This is a genomic window from Sphingomonas sp. BE123 (assembly GCF_031456015.1).
GTDB lineage: Bacteria > Pseudomonadota > Alphaproteobacteria > Sphingomonadales > Sphingomonadaceae > Sphingomonas.
This window is the reverse complement of the sequence record NZ_JAVDTW010000002.1, coordinates 238,298-254,901: the sequence shown is the minus strand read 5'-3', so window position 1 is coordinate 254,901 and position 16,604 is coordinate 238,298. Positions and strand designations below refer to the sequence as shown.

Sequence of the window (16,604 nt, the reverse complement as noted above, 5' to 3'; positions counted from 1 at the left end):
TCAAGCTGTCCCGCCGACCAGCCCCGACGCGACCGCGAGGCCCAAAAAGGCGAGGAACCCCATCGAATCGGTGACCATCGTCACGAACACCGACGATGCGACCGCCGGGTCCTGGTTCATGCGCTCAAGCGCGACGGGGACGAGTACGCCGGCAAGTCCGGCGACAAGGATGTTGATGACCATCGCCGCCGCGATCACGCCGCCCAGCGCCGGATTGCCGAAGACGATCCCCGCACCCAGCCCCAGCAGCACCGCGATCGTGCCGCCGTTGAGCAGGGCAACCTTGATCTCGCGCTGCACCATGCGCATCGTGTTCGACTGGGTCAGCTGGTTGGTCGCCAGCGCGCGCACGATGATTGCCATCGTTTGCGTCCCGGCATTGCCGCCGACCGAGGCAACGATCGGCATCAGGATCGCCAGCGCCACCATCTGCTCGATCGCGCCGCCGAACAGCGCGATGATGGTCGATGCGACCAAGGCGGTGAACAGGTTCGCGATCAGCCAGCGAACACGCGCGATATAGCTGTCGCGCACCGGTTCGTTGATGTCGCCATCGCCAGCGCCGGAGAGCAGCAGCGCATCCTCGCCGGCCTCTTCGGAGATGATGTGGACGATGTCGTCCACCGTGATGACCCCGACCAGCCGCCCCGAATCGTCGGTCACGGCGGCGGAGATCAGCGCATATTTCTGAAAGATCAGCGCAACTTCTTCCTGATCCATCGCAACCGGGATCAGCGTCTGTTCGCGCTTCATCACATCGGCCATCGACACCGAACGCGGTGTGCGCAGGATCCACGACAAGGCGCAGGTGCCGACCGGATGATGCGCGGGATCGACGACGAAAATCTCCCAGAAATCGGTCGCCAGATCCTCGCCGCCACGCAGGAAGTCGAGCACGTCGCCAACCGTCCAGTGCTCGGGCACGGCGATCAGCTCGCGCTGCATCAGGCGTCCGGCCGATTCCTCGGGATAGGACAGCGCTTCCTCGATCGCGGCGCGATCGTCGGGGTCGAGCGCGCGCAGCACCGCGCGCTGGTCTTCCTCTTCCAGGTCCTCGATGATCGCGACCGCGTCGTCGGTGTCCAGCTCGGCCGCGATTCCCGCCACTTCGTGCGGGTCGAGTGCGTCGATCAGCGTCTCGCGCACCCAGTCGTTCATCTCGGCAAGCACGTCGCCGTCGATCAGTCCGGCAATGGCGGCGGCCAGTGCGCTACGCTGGTCGGCTGGGGTCAGTTCGACCAGGTCGGCGATGTCGGCAGGGTGAAGCGGCTCGACCTTTTCGCGCGCGGCTTCGACGTCGCCGGTATCGACCAGGTCGAGCACGGTACGGACGAATTCGGGCGACAGCCCGTCCCGTGCGTCGTGCGCGGGCGACTCGGCGGCGCCGGTTGCGGTGTCGGTCTCGTCGTGCATCGAGCCTCCCCGGATCGGCGTTGCGTCATGCCCCCTCTAACGCGCTCGAATCCGGCTGCCAATCCGCTGCGGCGCAAAGCGGTTTGCAACGCGCCGCGCTGCGTCCTAGGGGGAGGTCCATAGCCTTTCCCCACTGGAGTATTGCCTTCGATGTCCGATCTTCCGACGCGCCTCGTCATGACGCTGGATACCGGCGACGTTCACATCCAGCTGCGTCCCGATCTTGCGCCCAAGCACGTGGAGCGGATCGTCAAGCTCGCCGATAGCGGCTTTTACGACGGCGTCGTGTTCCACCGGGTCATCGACGGGTTCATGGCGCAGGGCGGCGACCCCACCGGCACGGGCATGAGCGGGTCGAAGGAGCCGAACCTGCCCGCAGAATTCAGCCGCGAGCCGCATGTCCGCGGCGTTTGCTCGATGGCGCGCACCAACGACCCGAACAGCGCGAATTCGCAGTTCTTCATCTGCCTTGACGATGCGACCTTCCTCGACGGCCAGTACACCGTATGGGGTGTGGTGACCGAGGGCATGGAGCATGTCGACGCGCTGCCCAAGGGTGAGCCGCCGCGCACGCCGGGCAAGATCGTTTCGGCACGCAGCGAAGCCTGAACGATCGGTTCAGACCGAGTTCAACGCGGAACCGGCAGGGGCGGGACATGTTTGGCACTTCCATGATGTTTCGCCCCCTCGCGGCTATGGCCGCAATCGCCCTTCCGCTGACCCTGCCCGCCGCTGCGCAGCAGGGCACACTCGCGCAGGTGCAGCAGCATCTGCGCGCGACCCAGACAATGACCGCCGCATTCAGCCAGACCGATCGGTCGGGCAAGACGCTGAACGGTACGCTCACGCTGAAGAAGCCGGGCAAGATCCGGTTCCAGTATGAGAAGGGCGTTCCGCTGCTGATCGTCGCCGATGGCAGCGCGCTGTGGTTTATCGATTATTCGGTGCGACAGGTGTCGCGCTGGCCGGTCAAGGACTCGCCGCTCGGAATCCTGATGAACCCCGATGGCAATGTCGCGCGCTATGCCCGGGTGGTCCCGACCGGCAATGCCAATGTCGTGAGCGTCGAGGCGCAGGATCCCAAGCGGCCGGAATATGGCCGCATCACCATGGTGTTCGCGCGCAATGCCTCTGCCCCCGGCGGCCTGATGCTGCAGGGCTGGGTCGCGCTCGATGCACAGAATAACCGCACCACAGTCCGCCTGTCGAACCAGCGCTTCAACGCGCCGGTCAGCGACGGAGCGTTCCGCTGGAACGACCCGCGGAAAACCGGCGGTCGACGCTGACATTCGCGTTCATGTTGGTGACAGCTTTGGGCGGCTAAAGCTGTCTGTGCGGACGGGGCCTCGGGATTTTTCCCCCTGTTGCCTGAGGCACATCCCGTCCCGCCTGCGTGACGAACGCCAGGTCGGCCCTCGCTCCATGCCCCCGGAGCGAGGGCCTTTTGGTGTTTTGGTCAGAACATTCCTCCCCTGAGTTTGCTCAGGGGAGGGGGACCGCCCGCACAGCGGGTGGGGGAGGGGCGGCCGCGCAGACGGCCGTGACCAGCTCGGCAAAATTCCGCCCTCGGCGAGGGCGGCCCCTCCGTCATTGCTTCGCACTGCCACCTCCCCTGCGGGGCAGGGGAGGAATTGAAGATGTCCCGTGGTTACTGGCGGGCATTGCCCCTGCGTGACGCTACCCCTAGATCACGCGCGATGAAGATCGCCTCCTGGAACATCAATTCCGTCCGCTTCCGCATGGAAATTGTCGAGCGCTTCCTGCGCGAAGAAGCGCCGGACGTGCTGTGCCTTCAGGAAACCAAGGTGATCGACGGCGATTTCCCGCATGCCCCCCTGCGCGCGCTGGGTTACGACCATATCGTCATCCATGGCCAGCGGATGCATCATGGCGTGGCGATCGTCAGCAAGGTGCCGCTGGTCGAGGATGACCGGCTCGACTGGCAGGCCAATGGGGAGGCGCGGCATGTCGGCGTGCGACTGCCCAACGGCGTGCGGCTCGAAAATGTCTATGTCCCGGCGGGCGGCGACGTTCCGGACCGTGAGAAGAACCCCAAATTCGGCCAGAAGCTCGATTTCGTCGAGCGCATGACGCGCTGGTCAGAAGGGCTGGGCGGCGTGCCGGTGATTGTCACCGGCGACTTCAACATCGCCCCGCTCGAATGCGATGTGTGGAGCCACAAGCAGCTGATCGACGTGGTCAGCCACACCCCGATCGAGGTCGAGGCACTGGGGCGGCTGCGGGCCGCGAACGACTGGGTCGATCTTGGCCGCCGCTTCATCCCCGCGCCAGAGCGGTGCTTCACCTGGTGGAGCTATCGCGCCAAGGATTGGGCGGCGTCGGATCGCGGACGCCGGCTCGACCATATGTGGGCCAGTGGCGACGTCGCGGCGCAGGCACGCGCGCATCGCGTGTGCGAACCGTGTCGCGGCTGGCTCAAGCCATCGGACCATGTGCCGATCGTGACCGAGTTCGACTTTTGAGCGCGCTGGCGGCTGACCCACGCGCAACCGCGCGCGCGATCGACGCGATGCGGCGCGGCTGGCCGATCGCGATCCGCAGCGAGACCGGGGCGCTGGCGCTGCTCGCGGTCGAGACCGCCGATGCGACGCGGCTGGCCGAATTCGATCCCGAAACCGCGGCTCCGCTGTTGATCAGTGCCGGCCGGGCGGTTGCGTTGAACCTCGCCAACCAGCGGGATGCCGCCGTTCCCGACGCGCCGGTGATGATCGCCCGACGCCCCTGGCTCGACTTCGATGCCGCGATGGCACTGGCCGACCCGCAGCTCGATCTGGCGACACCGCTCAAGGGTCCGTACCGCGCCGTGCCGCCGATCGCGCCCGATGCCGCGGCGGCGGCGCTCCGGCTGGCGCGGATCGCCGGGCTGCTCCCCGCCTTTTTCGTCCGCACCGAAGCCCTGGGGCGGCGCGTCGAGGATGGTGTAACCCTCGCTGATATCGCTGCGCATCAGGATCCGGCCCGGTTGCGGCTGGTAACGCGCGCGCGCCTTCCCGTGGCCGGGGCCGAGCAGGCGGAGATCGCGGCGTTTCGCACCCCCGAGTCGCCGGACGAGCATGTCGCGCTCCTGATCGGCGCACCCAACGGGGCGCCGCCGCTGGTCCGGCTGCACAGCGAATGCCTGACCGGCGATGTGCTGGGCAGCCTGAAATGCGATTGCGGTCCGCAGCTTCACGCCGCGATCCACGCGATTGCGACGCAGGGCTGGGGAATCCTGCTCTATCTTCGTCAGGAAGGGCGGGGCATCGGCCTGATCAACAAGCTGCGCGCCTATGCGCTCCAGGATCAGGGTTTCGATACGGTCGACGCCAATACCCGGCTCGGCTTCGCGATCGACGCGCGCGATTTCGGCGTGGCGGCGCGCATGCTGGCATTGCTGGGGCAGGATCAGGTGCGCCTGCTGACCAACAATCCGGACAAGGTGGCAGGGCTGGAAGCGGCCGGGATTGGCGTGGTCGAGCGGGTTGCGCATCGGCTGCCGCCGAACCCGCACAATGCGCATTATCTCGCAACGAAGCGGGACCGTACGGGCCATCAGCTTTAGGACTGCTTCCACGCTGGCCCGGCGCACCCGCATATCTGCCTATTGCGTAAGCAGGGCATTTTGCAGCCTAAAAATTGGGCAGCGTTTCGCAGCTGCACAATTTTTTACCTTTTGGTAAGGTGGCCTGTTCGCTCAACCACCTGAAAATCCGCTCTTTCCGACTCTGGCACGCTCTTTGCTGATTGGCCTTTGGGTCAAAAGCGAAAGGGGGCGGAATGAAACTCGTCATCGCCATCATCAAGCCGTTCAAGCTCGATGACGTCCGTGAAGCGCTCACAGAATTGGGCGTTGCCGGCATGACCGTGACCGAGGTGAAGGGGTTCGGGCGGCAAAAGGGCCAGACCGAAATCTACCGCGGCGCGGAGTACAGCACCAACATGGTGCCCAAGCTCAAAATCGAAGTGGTCTGTGCCAGCGATCTGGCGGGCCGCGTGGTCGAGGCGGTTCAGGCCGCAGCGAACACCGGCGCGATCGGCGACGGCAAGATCTTCGTGCTCGACGTCGGTCAGGCCGTGCGCATCCGCACCGGCGAGACCGACCAGACCGCGCTGTAAGAAGGGGGTATCGATGAAAACTGCTCTGAAACTCGCTGCCGGCGCGGGGACCGCGCTGTTCGCGGCGATGCCCGCCTGGGCACAGGACGCGGCCGCTGTCGCCGCGCCGACACCCGACAAGGGCGATACCGCCTGGATGATGACCGCGACCGTGCTGGTCATGGCGATGATCGTCCCGGGCCTCGCGCTGTTCTATGGCGGTCTGGTCCGCACGAAGAACATGGCATCGGTGCTGACCCAAGTGCTCGCCGTCGCGGCATTCGCGATGCTGCTCTGGGTGATGTACGGCTATGCGTTGTCGTTCGGCGGTGACGCCAACCAGTTCATCTCGACCGGCAAGTTCCTGCTCGCCGGGGTGACCGCCGACTCGACCGTCGCGACCTTCACCGATGGCGTCGTCATTCCCGAATTCGTGTTCATCGCGTTCCAGATGACCTTCTCCGCGATCACCGTCGCACTGGTCATTGGCGGCCTGGTCGAGCGCATGAAATTCAGCGCGCTGATGGTGTTCGCCGCGATCTGGCTGACGATCGTCTATTACCCGATCGCGCACATGGTCTGGTACCTGGGCGGCACGGATGAGGCGACCGGCCTGATCTTCGGCTGGGGCGCGCTCGATTTTGCGGGCGGCACGGTGGTGCACATCAACGCCGGTGTCTCGGCGCTGGTCGGTGCGATCATCCTGGGCAAGCGCAAGGGCTATCCGACCGAGCGCATGGCGCCGCACTCGCTGACCATGACGCTGATCGGCACGGGTCTGCTGTGGGTGGGCTGGTTCGGCTTCAACGCCGGCTCGGCGCTCGAAGCCAATGGCTCGGCTGGCCTTGCGCTGATCAACACCTTCGTCGCGACCGCCGCTGGCGTCCTGTTCTGGATGCTGACCGAGCGCGTGCTGGGCCACAAGGCTTCGCTGCTGGGCGCATGCTCGGGTGCGATTGCCGGTCTCGTCGCGGTCACTCCGGCGGCCGGTAACTCGGGCCCGTTCGGCGCGATCCTGCTTGGTGCAATCGCGGGCATTGTCTGCGCAATCTTCGTCATCGCGATCAAGCCGAAGCTGAAGATCGACGAATCGCTCGATGCCTTTGGCATCCACGCGCTGGGCGGCATTGTCGGGTCGGTGCTGACTGCGGTCACCATGCTGCCGGCACTCGGCGGCCCGGGTGCCGACGACTATGCACTGGGTGCCCAGCTGTGGATCCAGATCAAGTCGGTCGGTGTCGCCGTCGCCTGGGCGGCGATCGGTTCGGCCATCGCCTTCACCGTTGCCAAGGCCCTGACCGGCCTGCGCGTCAGCCCCGAAGTCGAGCAGGAAGGCCTCGACCTCGGCGAACATGGCGAGCGTGCCTACAACTATTGACGAAATCGGGGCCGCGCCGCTGCGGCGTGGCCCCTCACGATGTTCCTCCTGCGGACAACTGGGCCGGCTCTCTTCTGAGCCGGCCCATTTTTTACGCGAGGTCGGCCTTGACGAAATCGGCGCAGCGTTCGCCGATCATGATGCTCGGCGCATTGGTGTTGCCGCCGATCAGGCGCGGCATGATCGAGGCGTCGGCGACGTACAGCCCCTCGACCCCGCGCACGCGCAGCTGCGGGTCGCACACTGCGTCCGCATCCGATCCCATGCGGGCAGTACCGACCGGGTGATAGATCGTGTCAGCCCGCGCGCGGATCAGCCGCTCCAGCGTCGCATCGTCCTCGAACGGATAGCGATCCTTGCCGCCGAACGCCGCGAGCGGCTCCTGCTCCAGGATGCGGTACATCATCCGCGTCCCCTTCATCAGCCCGGCAAGGTCGCGCGGGTCGGACAGGAATTGCGGATCGATCAGCGGCGCGGCGCGCGGATCGGGCGACTTCAGCCGCACCGTCCCGCGGCTCTCGGGACGCAGGACGCAGGCGTGGCAGCTGAAGCCATGCGCCTTTACCTTGGCCCGCCCGTGATCCTCGACGATTGCGATCAGGAAATGGAGCTGGATGTCGGGCACTTCGAGCCCCGGATCGCTTTTCAGAAACGCCCCGCCCTCGGCATAGGGTGACGTCATCATGCCGCTGCGGCTGCGGAACCAGCGCCACATGCCACCGAGCCCCGCGAGCGATCCGCGCAGCGAACGGCCGAGAAAGTCGTAACCCGGCGTCTCGAACGCCGCGACATAGTCCAGATGATCCTGCAGATTGCCGCCGACCTCGGGCCGGTCAATGCGGACCTGAAGCCCCATGTCCTTGAGATGCGCGGCGGGACCGATGCCCGACAGCATCAGCGTCTGCGGGGTGCCGAACACGCCGCCCGCCATCACCACGGCGCGGCGCGCGCGGATCATCCTTGTCTGTCCGCCGCGCGAATAGGCGACGCCCCACACGCGGCCCTCCTCGAACAGCACGCGCTCGACCGTCGCGTCGCAGATGATGTTGAGGTTCGGTCGCTCCTTCAGATAGCCGCGCGCGGCGGTCCAGCGCTCGCCATCCTTCTGCGTCACCTGATAAACGCCGATCCCCTCCTGCCGCGGTCCGTTGAAATCGTCGTTGCGCGGGATCTGCAGCGCAGCGCCCGCCTCGATAAAAGCGCGGGTGCCGGGGTGCACGAAGCTCTGGTCGCTGACATGCAGCGGGCCGTCCCCGCCATGATAGGCGTCTGCCCCGTGCTGGTTGGTTTCGCTGCGCTTGAACACGGGCAGGACATCGTCCCAACTCCAACCAGGACAGCCGAGGCGCGCCCAATTGTCATAGTCCCACGGCACGCCGCGGATGTAGAGCATTGCGTTGATCGCACTCGAACCGCCAAGACCGCGTCCGCGCGGCTGATAGCCGCGTCGACCGTCCAGACCCGTCTGGGGCACGGTTTCATAGGCATAGTTGGTGGCCGGCGTCTGCATCGCGATGCCGCCGGGCATCAATGTGCGGAAGCTGGTATTGCGCCCGCCCGCCTCCAGAACCGCGACGGTGTAGCGACCGTCCTCGCTCAACCGACCTGCTGCGGCGCTCCCGCCGGATCCGGCCCCGACGACGACGATATCGGCTTCTTCCATAACTTCCCCGCCCCGTGGTTGCGCGGCACCGGGCCGGTGCCGTCGTCCGCGCCAGCGGACTTCAACTGACTTGCCTCCCAGCGCGCCTTGATCGTTTCGGATGTGTCGCGGCTGCCGTCATGGCTCCACCCGGGCGGCGCGATCATGTACATGACCCGCGCGCGCCAGGTCGGTGCAGCCCGCACGTCTTGTGCGATCCCCCACCATTCATGGAATGCCGCGCGGAGCAAATTGAAGTCGGGCAGGTTCTTGACGATGCCATAGCGCGGGCGATCCTCGTCCCGCTCCGCCTCGAACGTCCCGAACATGCGGTCCCAGATGATGAACACGCCGGCATAGTTGGTGTCGAGATAGCGCGGATTGGTCGCGTGATGGACGCGGTGATGCGACGGCGTGTTCATCACCGCCTCGAACCAGCGCGGCATGCGCCCGATCACCTCGGTATGGATCCAGAATTGGTAGACGAGGTTCAGCCCCGCGACGAAAAACACCATCGCCGGGGGAAAGCCGATCAGGAACAGCGGCAGGCGAAAGATGAAGCCAAGGCTGAAAAAGCCGGTCCAGGTCTGCCGCAGCGCGGTCGACAGATTATAGTGCTGGCTGCTGTGATGGATGACATGGCTCGCCCAGAACCAGCGGACGCGGTGCGCCGAGCGGTGAAACACATAATAGGCCAGATCGTCGAGCACGAAGGCGAGGACGAACCAGTACCAGGCATAGGAAATGTCGAACAGGCGGAACTGGTGCACCCATACCGCCATGGCGAACACAAAGCCGCCCGCCAGCACGCCCGCAATCGTGCTGCCAAAGCCGAGCAGCAGCGACGTCAGCGTGTCGCGCGGGCAATAGCGGCTGCGGTCCTTGATCCGCGCGACGACCATCTCCGCCAGCACGAGCAGGACGAAGGCCGGGACGGCAAGATCGACCGGATCCGGCAGATTGGGCATCAGCTCTCCTTACACGCATGTAAATAAGCGCGTCGAAGCGGCCTTTGCAATGGGGGTTTCAGCCGAGCGCGTCGGCAAAGCGGCGCGCCGCGTCCGGATCGGCGACGGTGAGGCGCAACACCATTCCGGGCTGCAGCTCGATCGTGATCTTGGTGCCCTCGCTCGCGGCATGAGTCATGATGACGCGGGCATGTTTGAATCGGGTCGCCCGATGGCGTGCGCCGAGCGGTTCGATCGCGACCACGTCCCCCCGTCCCCCGGCCACCGCTGCGCGCGCGCCGTCGGTCGCGACGATGCCTGCGGTACCGGTGAAGCCGGTGACCAGTGCTTCGGCGATCCGGATTGCGTCGTTACCATCGGCCAGGCGCTGCGCGCCGCCGAGGCCCAGCATCCTCGCGATCCCGGCAAGCGCGAGCACGGCGCCAAGCGATCCGGCGGCAAGCCACCAGTTCATCGCTTCAGGCCTTTCCGGCCAGCGTGTCGAGCATCGGACGCAAGCCGTTGAGATCGTACCCGGCATGCGCCGCCTTGGCGATCAGCAGGGCGGGGTCGGCGCCCCGGCTTGCCTCTGCAAGCGCCCACAAATTGGTCGATCGCGTACCCGACCGGCAATAGGCGAAGACCGGTCCGTCGGCGCGCTCCATCGCCGCCCGCATCGCTTCAACCTGCGGCATCGAAAAGCCGGCATGCGTCACCGGAATGGCGTGATAGGCGAGGCCCAGTGTTTCGGCAGCGGCACGAATTGCGTCGCCCGATGGCTGGCCCGGCTCCTCGTCATCGGGCCGGTTGTTGACGATGACGGTGAACCCCGCATCGGCCAGCCCGGCAAGATCGGCAGGACTGATCTGAGAGGATACCGAAATCGTCTTGTCGATCGTGCGCATTCAGGCTGCCTCGTGGATCACTTGCAGGAAAGCATCGCCATAGTCCGCCAGCTTGCGCGCGCCAATGCCCGGGATGCGGGACAGCTCCGCAAGCGTTGCCGGGCGCGCCATGGCCATCTCGCGCAGCACCGAATCATGGAAGATCACATAGGGCGGCACCGCTGCAGCCTGCGCCAACGTGCGGCGCTTGTCGCGCAGTGCCTCGAACAGCGGATCGCCGACCGGGTTGGGCGCGCCGGTGGTCGTGCCCCGGCGACGGCGCTCGCGCTTGGGTGGGACGACAAGGTCGAGCGTGGCTTCGCCCTTCAGGATCGGGCGCGCGCCGGGGCCGAACTCGAGGCCGCCATGTGGGTTGGGGCGCAATGCGTCACGCAACAGCAGCGCGCGGCCGACCGGCTTGATCAGCGCCGCCTCATCCCCCTCGACAATGCCCCAGACCGACAGCGCCTCATGCCCGTTCATCAGGCTGCGTTCGCTCGACTGGCCGGTCAGCACCTGCTCGATATAGGTCGCGCCAAAGCTCTGGCCGGTGCGGAACACGGCGGAGAGGTATTTCTGTGCGGTCACGCTGGCGTCGATCGCCTTGGGCGCTTCGAGGCAATTGTCGCAATTGCCGCAGGTCGCGGGCGGGCTTTCGCCGAAATGGCGCAGCAGGATCGCGCGGCGGCAACCGGCGGTCTCGACCAGCGCCCCCAGTGCGTTGAGCCGCGCGCGCTCGCCGGGCTGACGCTCGGGTTCGACCTCGCCGATGCGCTGGCGCGCGCGGGCGAAATCGTCGGCACCCCAATAGAGCTGCGCCACTGCCGGGTCGCCGTCACGGCCGGCGCGGCCGGTTTCCTGATAATAGCCTTCGATCGACTTGGGCAGTCCGGCATGGATGACGAAGCGGACATCGGGCTTGTCGATCCCCATGCCGAACGCGACCGTGGCGACGATCACCATGTCTTCGCTGGCAACGAACGCGGCCTGGTTGCGACGACGCACGGCGGGGTCGAGCCCGGCATGATAGGGCAGGACCGGCCGCCCGGTCGCGGCCAGCTTTTCCGCCAGCTGCTCGACGCCCTTGCGCGTCTGGGCATAGACGATGCCGGGGCCGGACTGGGTGGCGATGAAGTCGGCGACCTGCCGCGGCACATTGTCGCGCGGGGCGATGTTGTAGCGGATATTGGGCCGGTCGAACCCGGCGACGATCAGCCCGTCCTCGGCGATGCCGAGCTGGTTTAGGATATCGGCGCGGGTGTGCGCGTCCGCCGTGGCGGTCAGCGCGAGCCGCGGGACGTCGGGAAATGCGTCCATCAGCGGGCGCAGCAGCCGGTAATCGGGGCGGAAATCATGCCCCCATTCGCTCACGCAATGCGCTTCGTCGATCGCGAACAGGGCGAGTGGTGCGGAGCGCAGCAGGTCGCGAAAGCTGCCGTTCGACGCCCGCTCGGGGGCGACGTAGAGCAGGTCGAGCGCGCCGTCGCGGAACCGCTGCACCGTCTCGGCACGGTTCTCGTCGACGCTGGTCAGGGTCGCGGCGCGGATGCCGACCGCTTCGGCGGCGCGCAGCTGGTCGTGCATCAGCGCGATCAGCGGGGAGATGACGACGCAGGTGCCGTCGAGCATCGTCGCTGGAAGCTGATAGGTCAGCGACTTGCCAGCACCCGTCGGCATGACTGCCAAGGTACGCTGTCCGGCCAGCACGCGATCGACCACCTGGCGCTGAACGCCGCGAAAATCCGGAAAGCCGAAAAGGGTGTGAAGAACGTCTCTGGGGTCACTCATGCGGCGGGGATATATCCAGTCTCCGCCAGAAATGCGCGCAAACCCGTGGGGTAATCGGGATATTCGACCAGCTGCCCCTCCGGACACTCGCCATCCTCGTTGCGGTCGACCTTGCACCGGTCGGGCCACGTCGCCGGATCCCGGCGATATTCGGAGAGGATCACCGGCCATACCGCATCGAGCGTGCCGAGCCGCGCCGCGGCGGCGGCCCAAGCGGCGCAGGCGCCGTTGGGATAGTCCTCGCCGATGCACGCCTTGCGCGCGCCGGCAGCCGCTTTTTCGAAGATCCTTGCGAAACGCTGCTCGGCCGAAACATCGCGTACCGCGCCATCGATCACGTTCAGCACCTTGGGCGGCGCGACGCTCGCGGCATAGCTTTCGAACGCATAGAGGAAGCGGTCGTCGCTCACCACGAAGTCGCGAATCCCGTCGCGGTCGATGTCCTTCGGCCAACCGATCTCGGCGCCGTCATAGCCACCCAGCTCGGCGACCGTCAGCCCGGCGCCTCCGGGCGTGACCACGCGCATCCGCTGGCAGCAATGCATGCCGCCGGTATAATCCTGGAAGAAGGCGACGACCGGGCCATCCTTGGACAAGCGGCCGAGCATCAGGATATTCTGCATCGGCGACCCATCGAGCCGAACGCTCGACCCGTCGGCGCGCGAGAGGGTCAGCACCGGTTCCAGATCGCCTTCGGCGCAGTCTTCGCCCAGCGGCGCGCACTGCACCCGATCGAACGTGGCAGTCATGTCGCCAAGGCGATAGGCCTTGCGGCCGTCGCCCATGGTCCATTCGATCCGCTGACCCTCGCGCACCGGGGTTCCCGGCGACGCCGCTGCGCCGAGCATGAGAGCGGCCGCGATCAGACTGAGCAGGCGTAGCGTCAAGCGATTGTCCTCCGTGGCCGGATCGCTACCATTCGTCCCGATGGACGGCAATCGGGAGGCGGGTGATGGAGTCTGACGCAATTCGCGACAATGCGGAGCAAAGCCGGTTCGAGGTCATGGTGGACGGCCATCTCGCGCATGCCGATTACCGCCTCAAGGGCGACATCATCATCTTTACCCACACGATCGTCCCGCCCGCGCTGGAGGGGCGGGGCATTGCCAGCGCGCTGATCCGCCACGCGCTCGACGCGGCCCGGACACGCGGGCTGCGCGTGGTGGCGAAATGTACCTTCGTCTCCGCCTATATCCGCAAGCATCCCGAATGGGCAGACCTGCTGCTCGACGTACAGGATTAGGCCCGGCAGGGCTCGCCATTGGTCAGGACATGGGTGCATAGCTGCGCCTGCGCACTGTCCTCCGGATCGAGCGCGGCAACCGCGACCCAGCCTTCGCTGCGCCAGTGCGCCGCGGTGTCGGCATCGGTGCCGAACGGCAGGAACAGGCGCCGCCGCTCCGCCGGAGCGAGCCCGGCGTCGAGCAGCGGGTCGGCATAGAGCGAGAAGCCGACGGCGGGTTCCTCGCCCTGGGCGCCCAGCACCGAATAGCTGCCACCGCGCCCGATCTCGCCGCGCACGCCGCGCGCGAAGAGCGAGAAGCCGATCCAGCTTTGATATTCGAAGCCATGGCGCTCGGTCGGATCGAGCGTCAGCGCGACCTTGCCCGCCACCGCCTGCGCAACCGCCTCGAGACCGTCGAGCCGGCTGGTCAGCGCGCCGCTCTTGTCGTGCGCGCGCAACCGGGCAATCGCCGCGTCGAACGGTCCCGCCGCTTCGATCAGCGGAAGAAACGCCGGATCGATCGCCGCGACCGATGCCGCATCCTTGGCGTCGAGCGCCGTGCGCAGTTGCGCCAGCTGCTCGGCTGCCATGGCCGGTGCGAGCTGCTCGACCAGGTCGGGCAGGGTGAAGTCGATCGCCAGACCGGGAACGCCTGCCGCTTCGAGCGCGGCCACCGCTACCGTCACGATTTCGCGCACTGCCGCAATGCTGTCACGCCCGATCAGCTCGCAGCCGATCTGGCGCATCGCGCGTTCGGGGCGCAGCTCGCTGGCGCGCAGCTTGAGCACCGGCCCGGCATAGGACAGGCGGACGGGACGCGGGTGGTGCGCCATGCGCGTCGCGGCGATGCGGCCGACCTGCGCGGTAATGTCCGGACGGATCGCGAGCGTGCGGCGCGACACGGGATCGGTGAAGCGCACCGCATCCTTCCCGCTCGCCGCCTTGAGCCGCTGCCCCAGCGACTCTTCGAACTCGGCCAGCGGCGGGTCGACGCGCTCATAGCCGTGCAGCCGCGCGACATCGAGCACGCGCGATTCGAGGGTGGCCGCCGCGTCGGCAAGCGGGGGCAGGCGGTCGTGGAATCCTTCGGGAAGTAGTCCGTTCATGGTCTTAGCCCTCTCCCCTCTGGGGAGAGGGTTGGGAGAGGGGCAGTGCGGCAAGTGCCGCCGCAATGGCGTGCGCCACGCCGTCCAGATTGCTGCCCACCTCGAAATTCGTGAACCGGATCACGCGATACCCCTGATGTTCAAGCCACGCTGTGCGACGTGCGTCCTTGCGCTCGCACAAAGCGTGGGTGTCGCCGTCAATCTCGACGATCAGCTTTCGAGATCGTGCGACGAAGTCGGCGATATAGGGCGCGATCACGACTTGGCGAGCGAATTTGACGCTCTCAAATCGTTTGGCACGGAGAACGGACCAGATGGCGGCCTCGGTCGGTGTGGGATTCTGGCGCATTGCCTTGGCACGCGCGAGCAGCGTTTCATCGACCTTTGGCATTGCCTGACTGCCCCTCTCCCAACCCTCTCCCCGGAGGGGAGAGGGCTATAGAAGTCAGAACTTCAGCGCCATGGCGGTCTTCACGCCGGGCAGCGCACGGACGCTGGCGACCAGCTCCGGCGTGACCGCTTCATCGACCGACAGCAGCAGCACCGCTTCGCCACCGGCATCGCGGCGGCCAAGGTGGAAGGTGCCGATATTGACGCCAGCATCGCCCAGCGCGGTACCGATGCGGCCGATGAATCCGGGCGCGTCCTCGTTCACCACATAGAGCATGTGGCCCGCGAGATCGGCTTCGACCTTGATCCCGAACAGCTCGACCAGCCGCGGCTCGCGGTTGTTGAACAGCGTGCCCGCAACCGAACGCTCGCCCGAGTCGGTCTTCACCGACACGCGGATCAGCGTGTGGTAATCGCCTTCCTTCTCGGTCTTGACCTCACGCACTTCGATCCCGCGCTCCTTGGCGAGGAAGGGGGCGTTGACCATGTTGACCGTGTCGGTCTGGGTGCGCAGGAACCCGGCGAGCACCGCGCTGACGATCGGCTTCTGGTTGACCTCGGTCGCCGCGCCCTCGCTGTGCACCGAAACGCGGGGAATCGTGCCGGTGGTCAGCTGGCCGACCAGGCTGCCCAGCTTTTCGGCGAGCGCCATGTACGGCTTCACGCGCGGCGCTTCCTCGGCCGTCAGGCTGGGGACATTGAGCGCATTGGTGACGCCGCCATTGACCAGATAGTCGGCCATCTGCTCGGCGACCTGGATCGCGACATTGACCTGCGCCTCGCTGGTCGATGCGCCGAGATGCGGCGTGGCGACGAAGTTCGGGGTGCCGAACAGGTCATGTTCCTTGGCCGGTTCGGTCACGAACACGTCGAGCGCTGCGCCCGCGACATGGCCGCTGTCGAGCAGTTCCTTGAGCGCCGCCTCGTCGATCAGTCCGCCGCGCGCGCAGTTGACGATGCGCACGCCCTTCTTGGTCTTGAGCAGATTTTCCTTCGACAGGATGTTGCGCGTCTGATCGGTCAGCGGCGTGTGCAGCGTGATGAAGTCGGCGCGCGCCAGCAGCTGGTCGAGCTCGACCTTCTCGACGCCCAGTTCGACCGCGCGTTCGGGCGACAGGAACGGATCGAACGCGATCACCTTCATGCGCAGGCCCAGCGCGCGATCGGCGACGATCGACCCGATATTGCCCGCACCGATCAGGCCGAGCGTCTTGCCGGTCACTTCGACGCCCATGAAGCCGTTCTTCGGCCACAGCCCCGCCTGGGTCTGGGCGTTCGCTTCGGGCAGCTGGCGCGCGAGCGCGAACATGAGGGCGATGGCGTGTTCGGCGGTGGTGATCGAATTGCCGAACGGGGTGTTCATCACCACCACGCCCTTCGAGGACGCATAGGGGATGTCGACATTGTCGACGCCGATGCCGGCGCGGCCGATGACCTTGAGGTTCGTTGCCGCGTCGATGATCTCCTTGGTCGCCTTGGTCGAGCTGCGGATGGCGAGGCCGTCATATTGGCCGATGATCGCCTTCAGTTCTTCCGGCGTCTTGCCGGTGATCTCGTCCACCTCGACCCCGCGCTCGCGGAAGATCTGGGCGGCCTTGGGGTCCATTTTGTCGCTGATGAGTACCTTGGGCATTTTTTATCTCCCTCTCCCCTTCAGGGGAGAGGGCCGGGGAGAGGGGCAGTGTCTCGTCCGGCCCTGTCAATGATATGGAAGGTTCGAGAGGGACTGCCCCTCT

General features: G+C 66.4%; 17 protein-coding genes. 7 read left to right on the top strand and 10 right to left on the bottom strand.

The features are described 5' to 3' along the window. Entirely contained in the window at positions 1–1,413 is a 1,413-nt protein-coding gene (gene mgtE / locus J2Y54_RS09410; protein WP_310039023.1) for a magnesium transporter, read from the bottom strand. A gap of 150 nt (positions 1,414–1,563) precedes the next feature. Between mgtE and J2Y54_RS09405 the strand changes: the two genes are divergently transcribed. From J2Y54_RS09405 to J2Y54_RS09380, 6 genes are all read left to right on the top strand, one after another. Beyond that, positions 1,564–2,022, top strand: a complete 459-nt coding sequence (locus J2Y54_RS09405; protein ID WP_310039022.1) for a peptidylprolyl isomerase — start codon at positions 1,564–1,566, stop codon at positions 2,020–2,022. A gap of 86 nt (positions 2,023–2,108) precedes the next feature. Then, complete coding sequence (locus J2Y54_RS09400; protein ID WP_310039021.1) at positions 2,109–2,699, top strand: outer membrane lipoprotein carrier protein LolA; 591 nt, start codon at positions 2,109–2,111, stop codon at positions 2,697–2,699. Positions 2,700–3,110: 411 nt separating this feature from the next. Further along, positions 3,111–3,896, top strand: a complete 786-nt coding sequence (locus J2Y54_RS09395) for an exodeoxyribonuclease III (RefSeq protein ID WP_310039020.1) — start codon at positions 3,111–3,113, stop codon at positions 3,894–3,896. Positions 3,897–3,943: 47 nt separating this feature from the next. Next, a complete protein-coding gene (ribA, locus tag J2Y54_RS09390) occupies positions 3,944–4,975 on the top strand; it encodes a GTP cyclohydrolase II (RefSeq protein ID WP_310041263.1) in 1,032 nt (343 codons plus the stop codon). Positions 4,976–5,190: 215 nt separating this feature from the next. Beyond that, the gene (locus J2Y54_RS09385) at positions 5,191–5,529 is read left to right on the top strand and encodes a P-II family nitrogen regulator (protein WP_145848270.1); all 339 of its coding nucleotides are present in this window, start codon (positions 5,191–5,193) and stop codon (positions 5,527–5,529) included. 13 nt (positions 5,530–5,542) lie between these two features. After that, on the top strand, positions 5,543–6,886 hold the full coding sequence (locus tag J2Y54_RS09380) for an ammonium transporter (RefSeq protein ID WP_310039019.1): 1,344 nt from the start codon (positions 5,543–5,545) through the stop codon (positions 6,884–6,886). Positions 6,887–6,977: 91 nt separating this feature from the next. Here J2Y54_RS09380 and J2Y54_RS09375 read toward each other — a convergent pair whose 3' ends face one another. The 6 genes from J2Y54_RS09375 to J2Y54_RS09350 are packed head-to-tail and all read right to left on the bottom strand — an operon-like array spanning position 6,978 to position 13,034. After that, positions 6,978–8,549 carry a GMC family oxidoreductase N-terminal domain-containing protein gene (locus tag J2Y54_RS09375; RefSeq protein ID WP_310039017.1) on the bottom strand — a complete coding sequence of 524 codons (1,572 nt, stop codon included), beginning with the start codon at positions 8,547–8,549 and terminating at the stop codon, positions 6,978–6,980. After that, on the bottom strand, positions 8,483–9,496 hold the full coding sequence (locus J2Y54_RS09370) for a sterol desaturase family protein (protein ID WP_310039015.1): 1,014 nt from the start codon (positions 9,494–9,496) through the stop codon (positions 8,483–8,485). The genes J2Y54_RS09375 and J2Y54_RS09370 overlap by 67 nt, the downstream gene beginning before the upstream one ends. Before the next feature lie 58 nt (positions 9,497–9,554). Further along, entirely contained in the window at positions 9,555–9,950 is a 396-nt protein-coding gene (locus J2Y54_RS09365) for a hypothetical protein (protein WP_310039014.1), read from the bottom strand. A 4-nt stretch (positions 9,951–9,954) separates the two neighbouring features. After that, positions 9,955–10,380, bottom strand: a complete 426-nt coding sequence (locus J2Y54_RS09360) for a TIGR01244 family sulfur transferase (protein ID WP_310039013.1) — start codon at positions 10,378–10,380, stop codon at positions 9,955–9,957. Next, positions 10,381–12,147, bottom strand: coding sequence for a DNA helicase RecQ (recQ, locus tag J2Y54_RS09355; protein ID WP_310039012.1), 1,767 nt, complete (start codon positions 12,145–12,147; stop codon positions 10,381–10,383). After that, positions 12,144–13,034 (bottom strand): hypothetical protein, encoded by an 891-nt coding sequence (locus J2Y54_RS09350; protein ID WP_310039011.1) that lies wholly within the window; start codon positions 13,032–13,034, stop codon positions 12,144–12,146. The genes recQ and J2Y54_RS09350 overlap by 4 nt, the downstream gene beginning before the upstream one ends. Before the next feature lie 65 nt (positions 13,035–13,099). Between J2Y54_RS09350 and J2Y54_RS09345 the strand changes: the two genes are divergently transcribed. After that, positions 13,100–13,390, top strand: a complete 291-nt coding sequence (locus J2Y54_RS09345; protein WP_310039010.1) for a GNAT family N-acetyltransferase — start codon at positions 13,100–13,102, stop codon at positions 13,388–13,390. On the opposite strand, the gene J2Y54_RS09340 is transcribed toward J2Y54_RS09345, so the two are convergent. From J2Y54_RS09340 to serA, 3 genes are read right to left on the bottom strand one after another with little or no spacing between them, the layout of a single operon-like run. Beyond that, positions 13,387–14,478, bottom strand: a complete 1,092-nt coding sequence (locus J2Y54_RS09340; protein ID WP_310039007.1) for an ATP phosphoribosyltransferase regulatory subunit — start codon at positions 14,476–14,478, stop codon at positions 13,387–13,389. The genes J2Y54_RS09345 and J2Y54_RS09340 overlap by 4 nt on opposite strands. Positions 14,479–14,482: 4 nt before the next feature. After that, complete coding sequence (locus J2Y54_RS09335) at positions 14,483–14,869, bottom strand: DUF559 domain-containing protein (RefSeq protein ID WP_310039004.1); 387 nt, start codon at positions 14,867–14,869, stop codon at positions 14,483–14,485. 54 nt (positions 14,870–14,923) lie between these two features. Further along, positions 14,924–16,501 (bottom strand): phosphoglycerate dehydrogenase, encoded by a 1,578-nt coding sequence (serA, locus tag J2Y54_RS09330; RefSeq protein WP_310039002.1) that lies wholly within the window; start codon positions 16,499–16,501, stop codon positions 14,924–14,926. Positions 16,502–16,604: the final 103 nt, after the last annotated feature.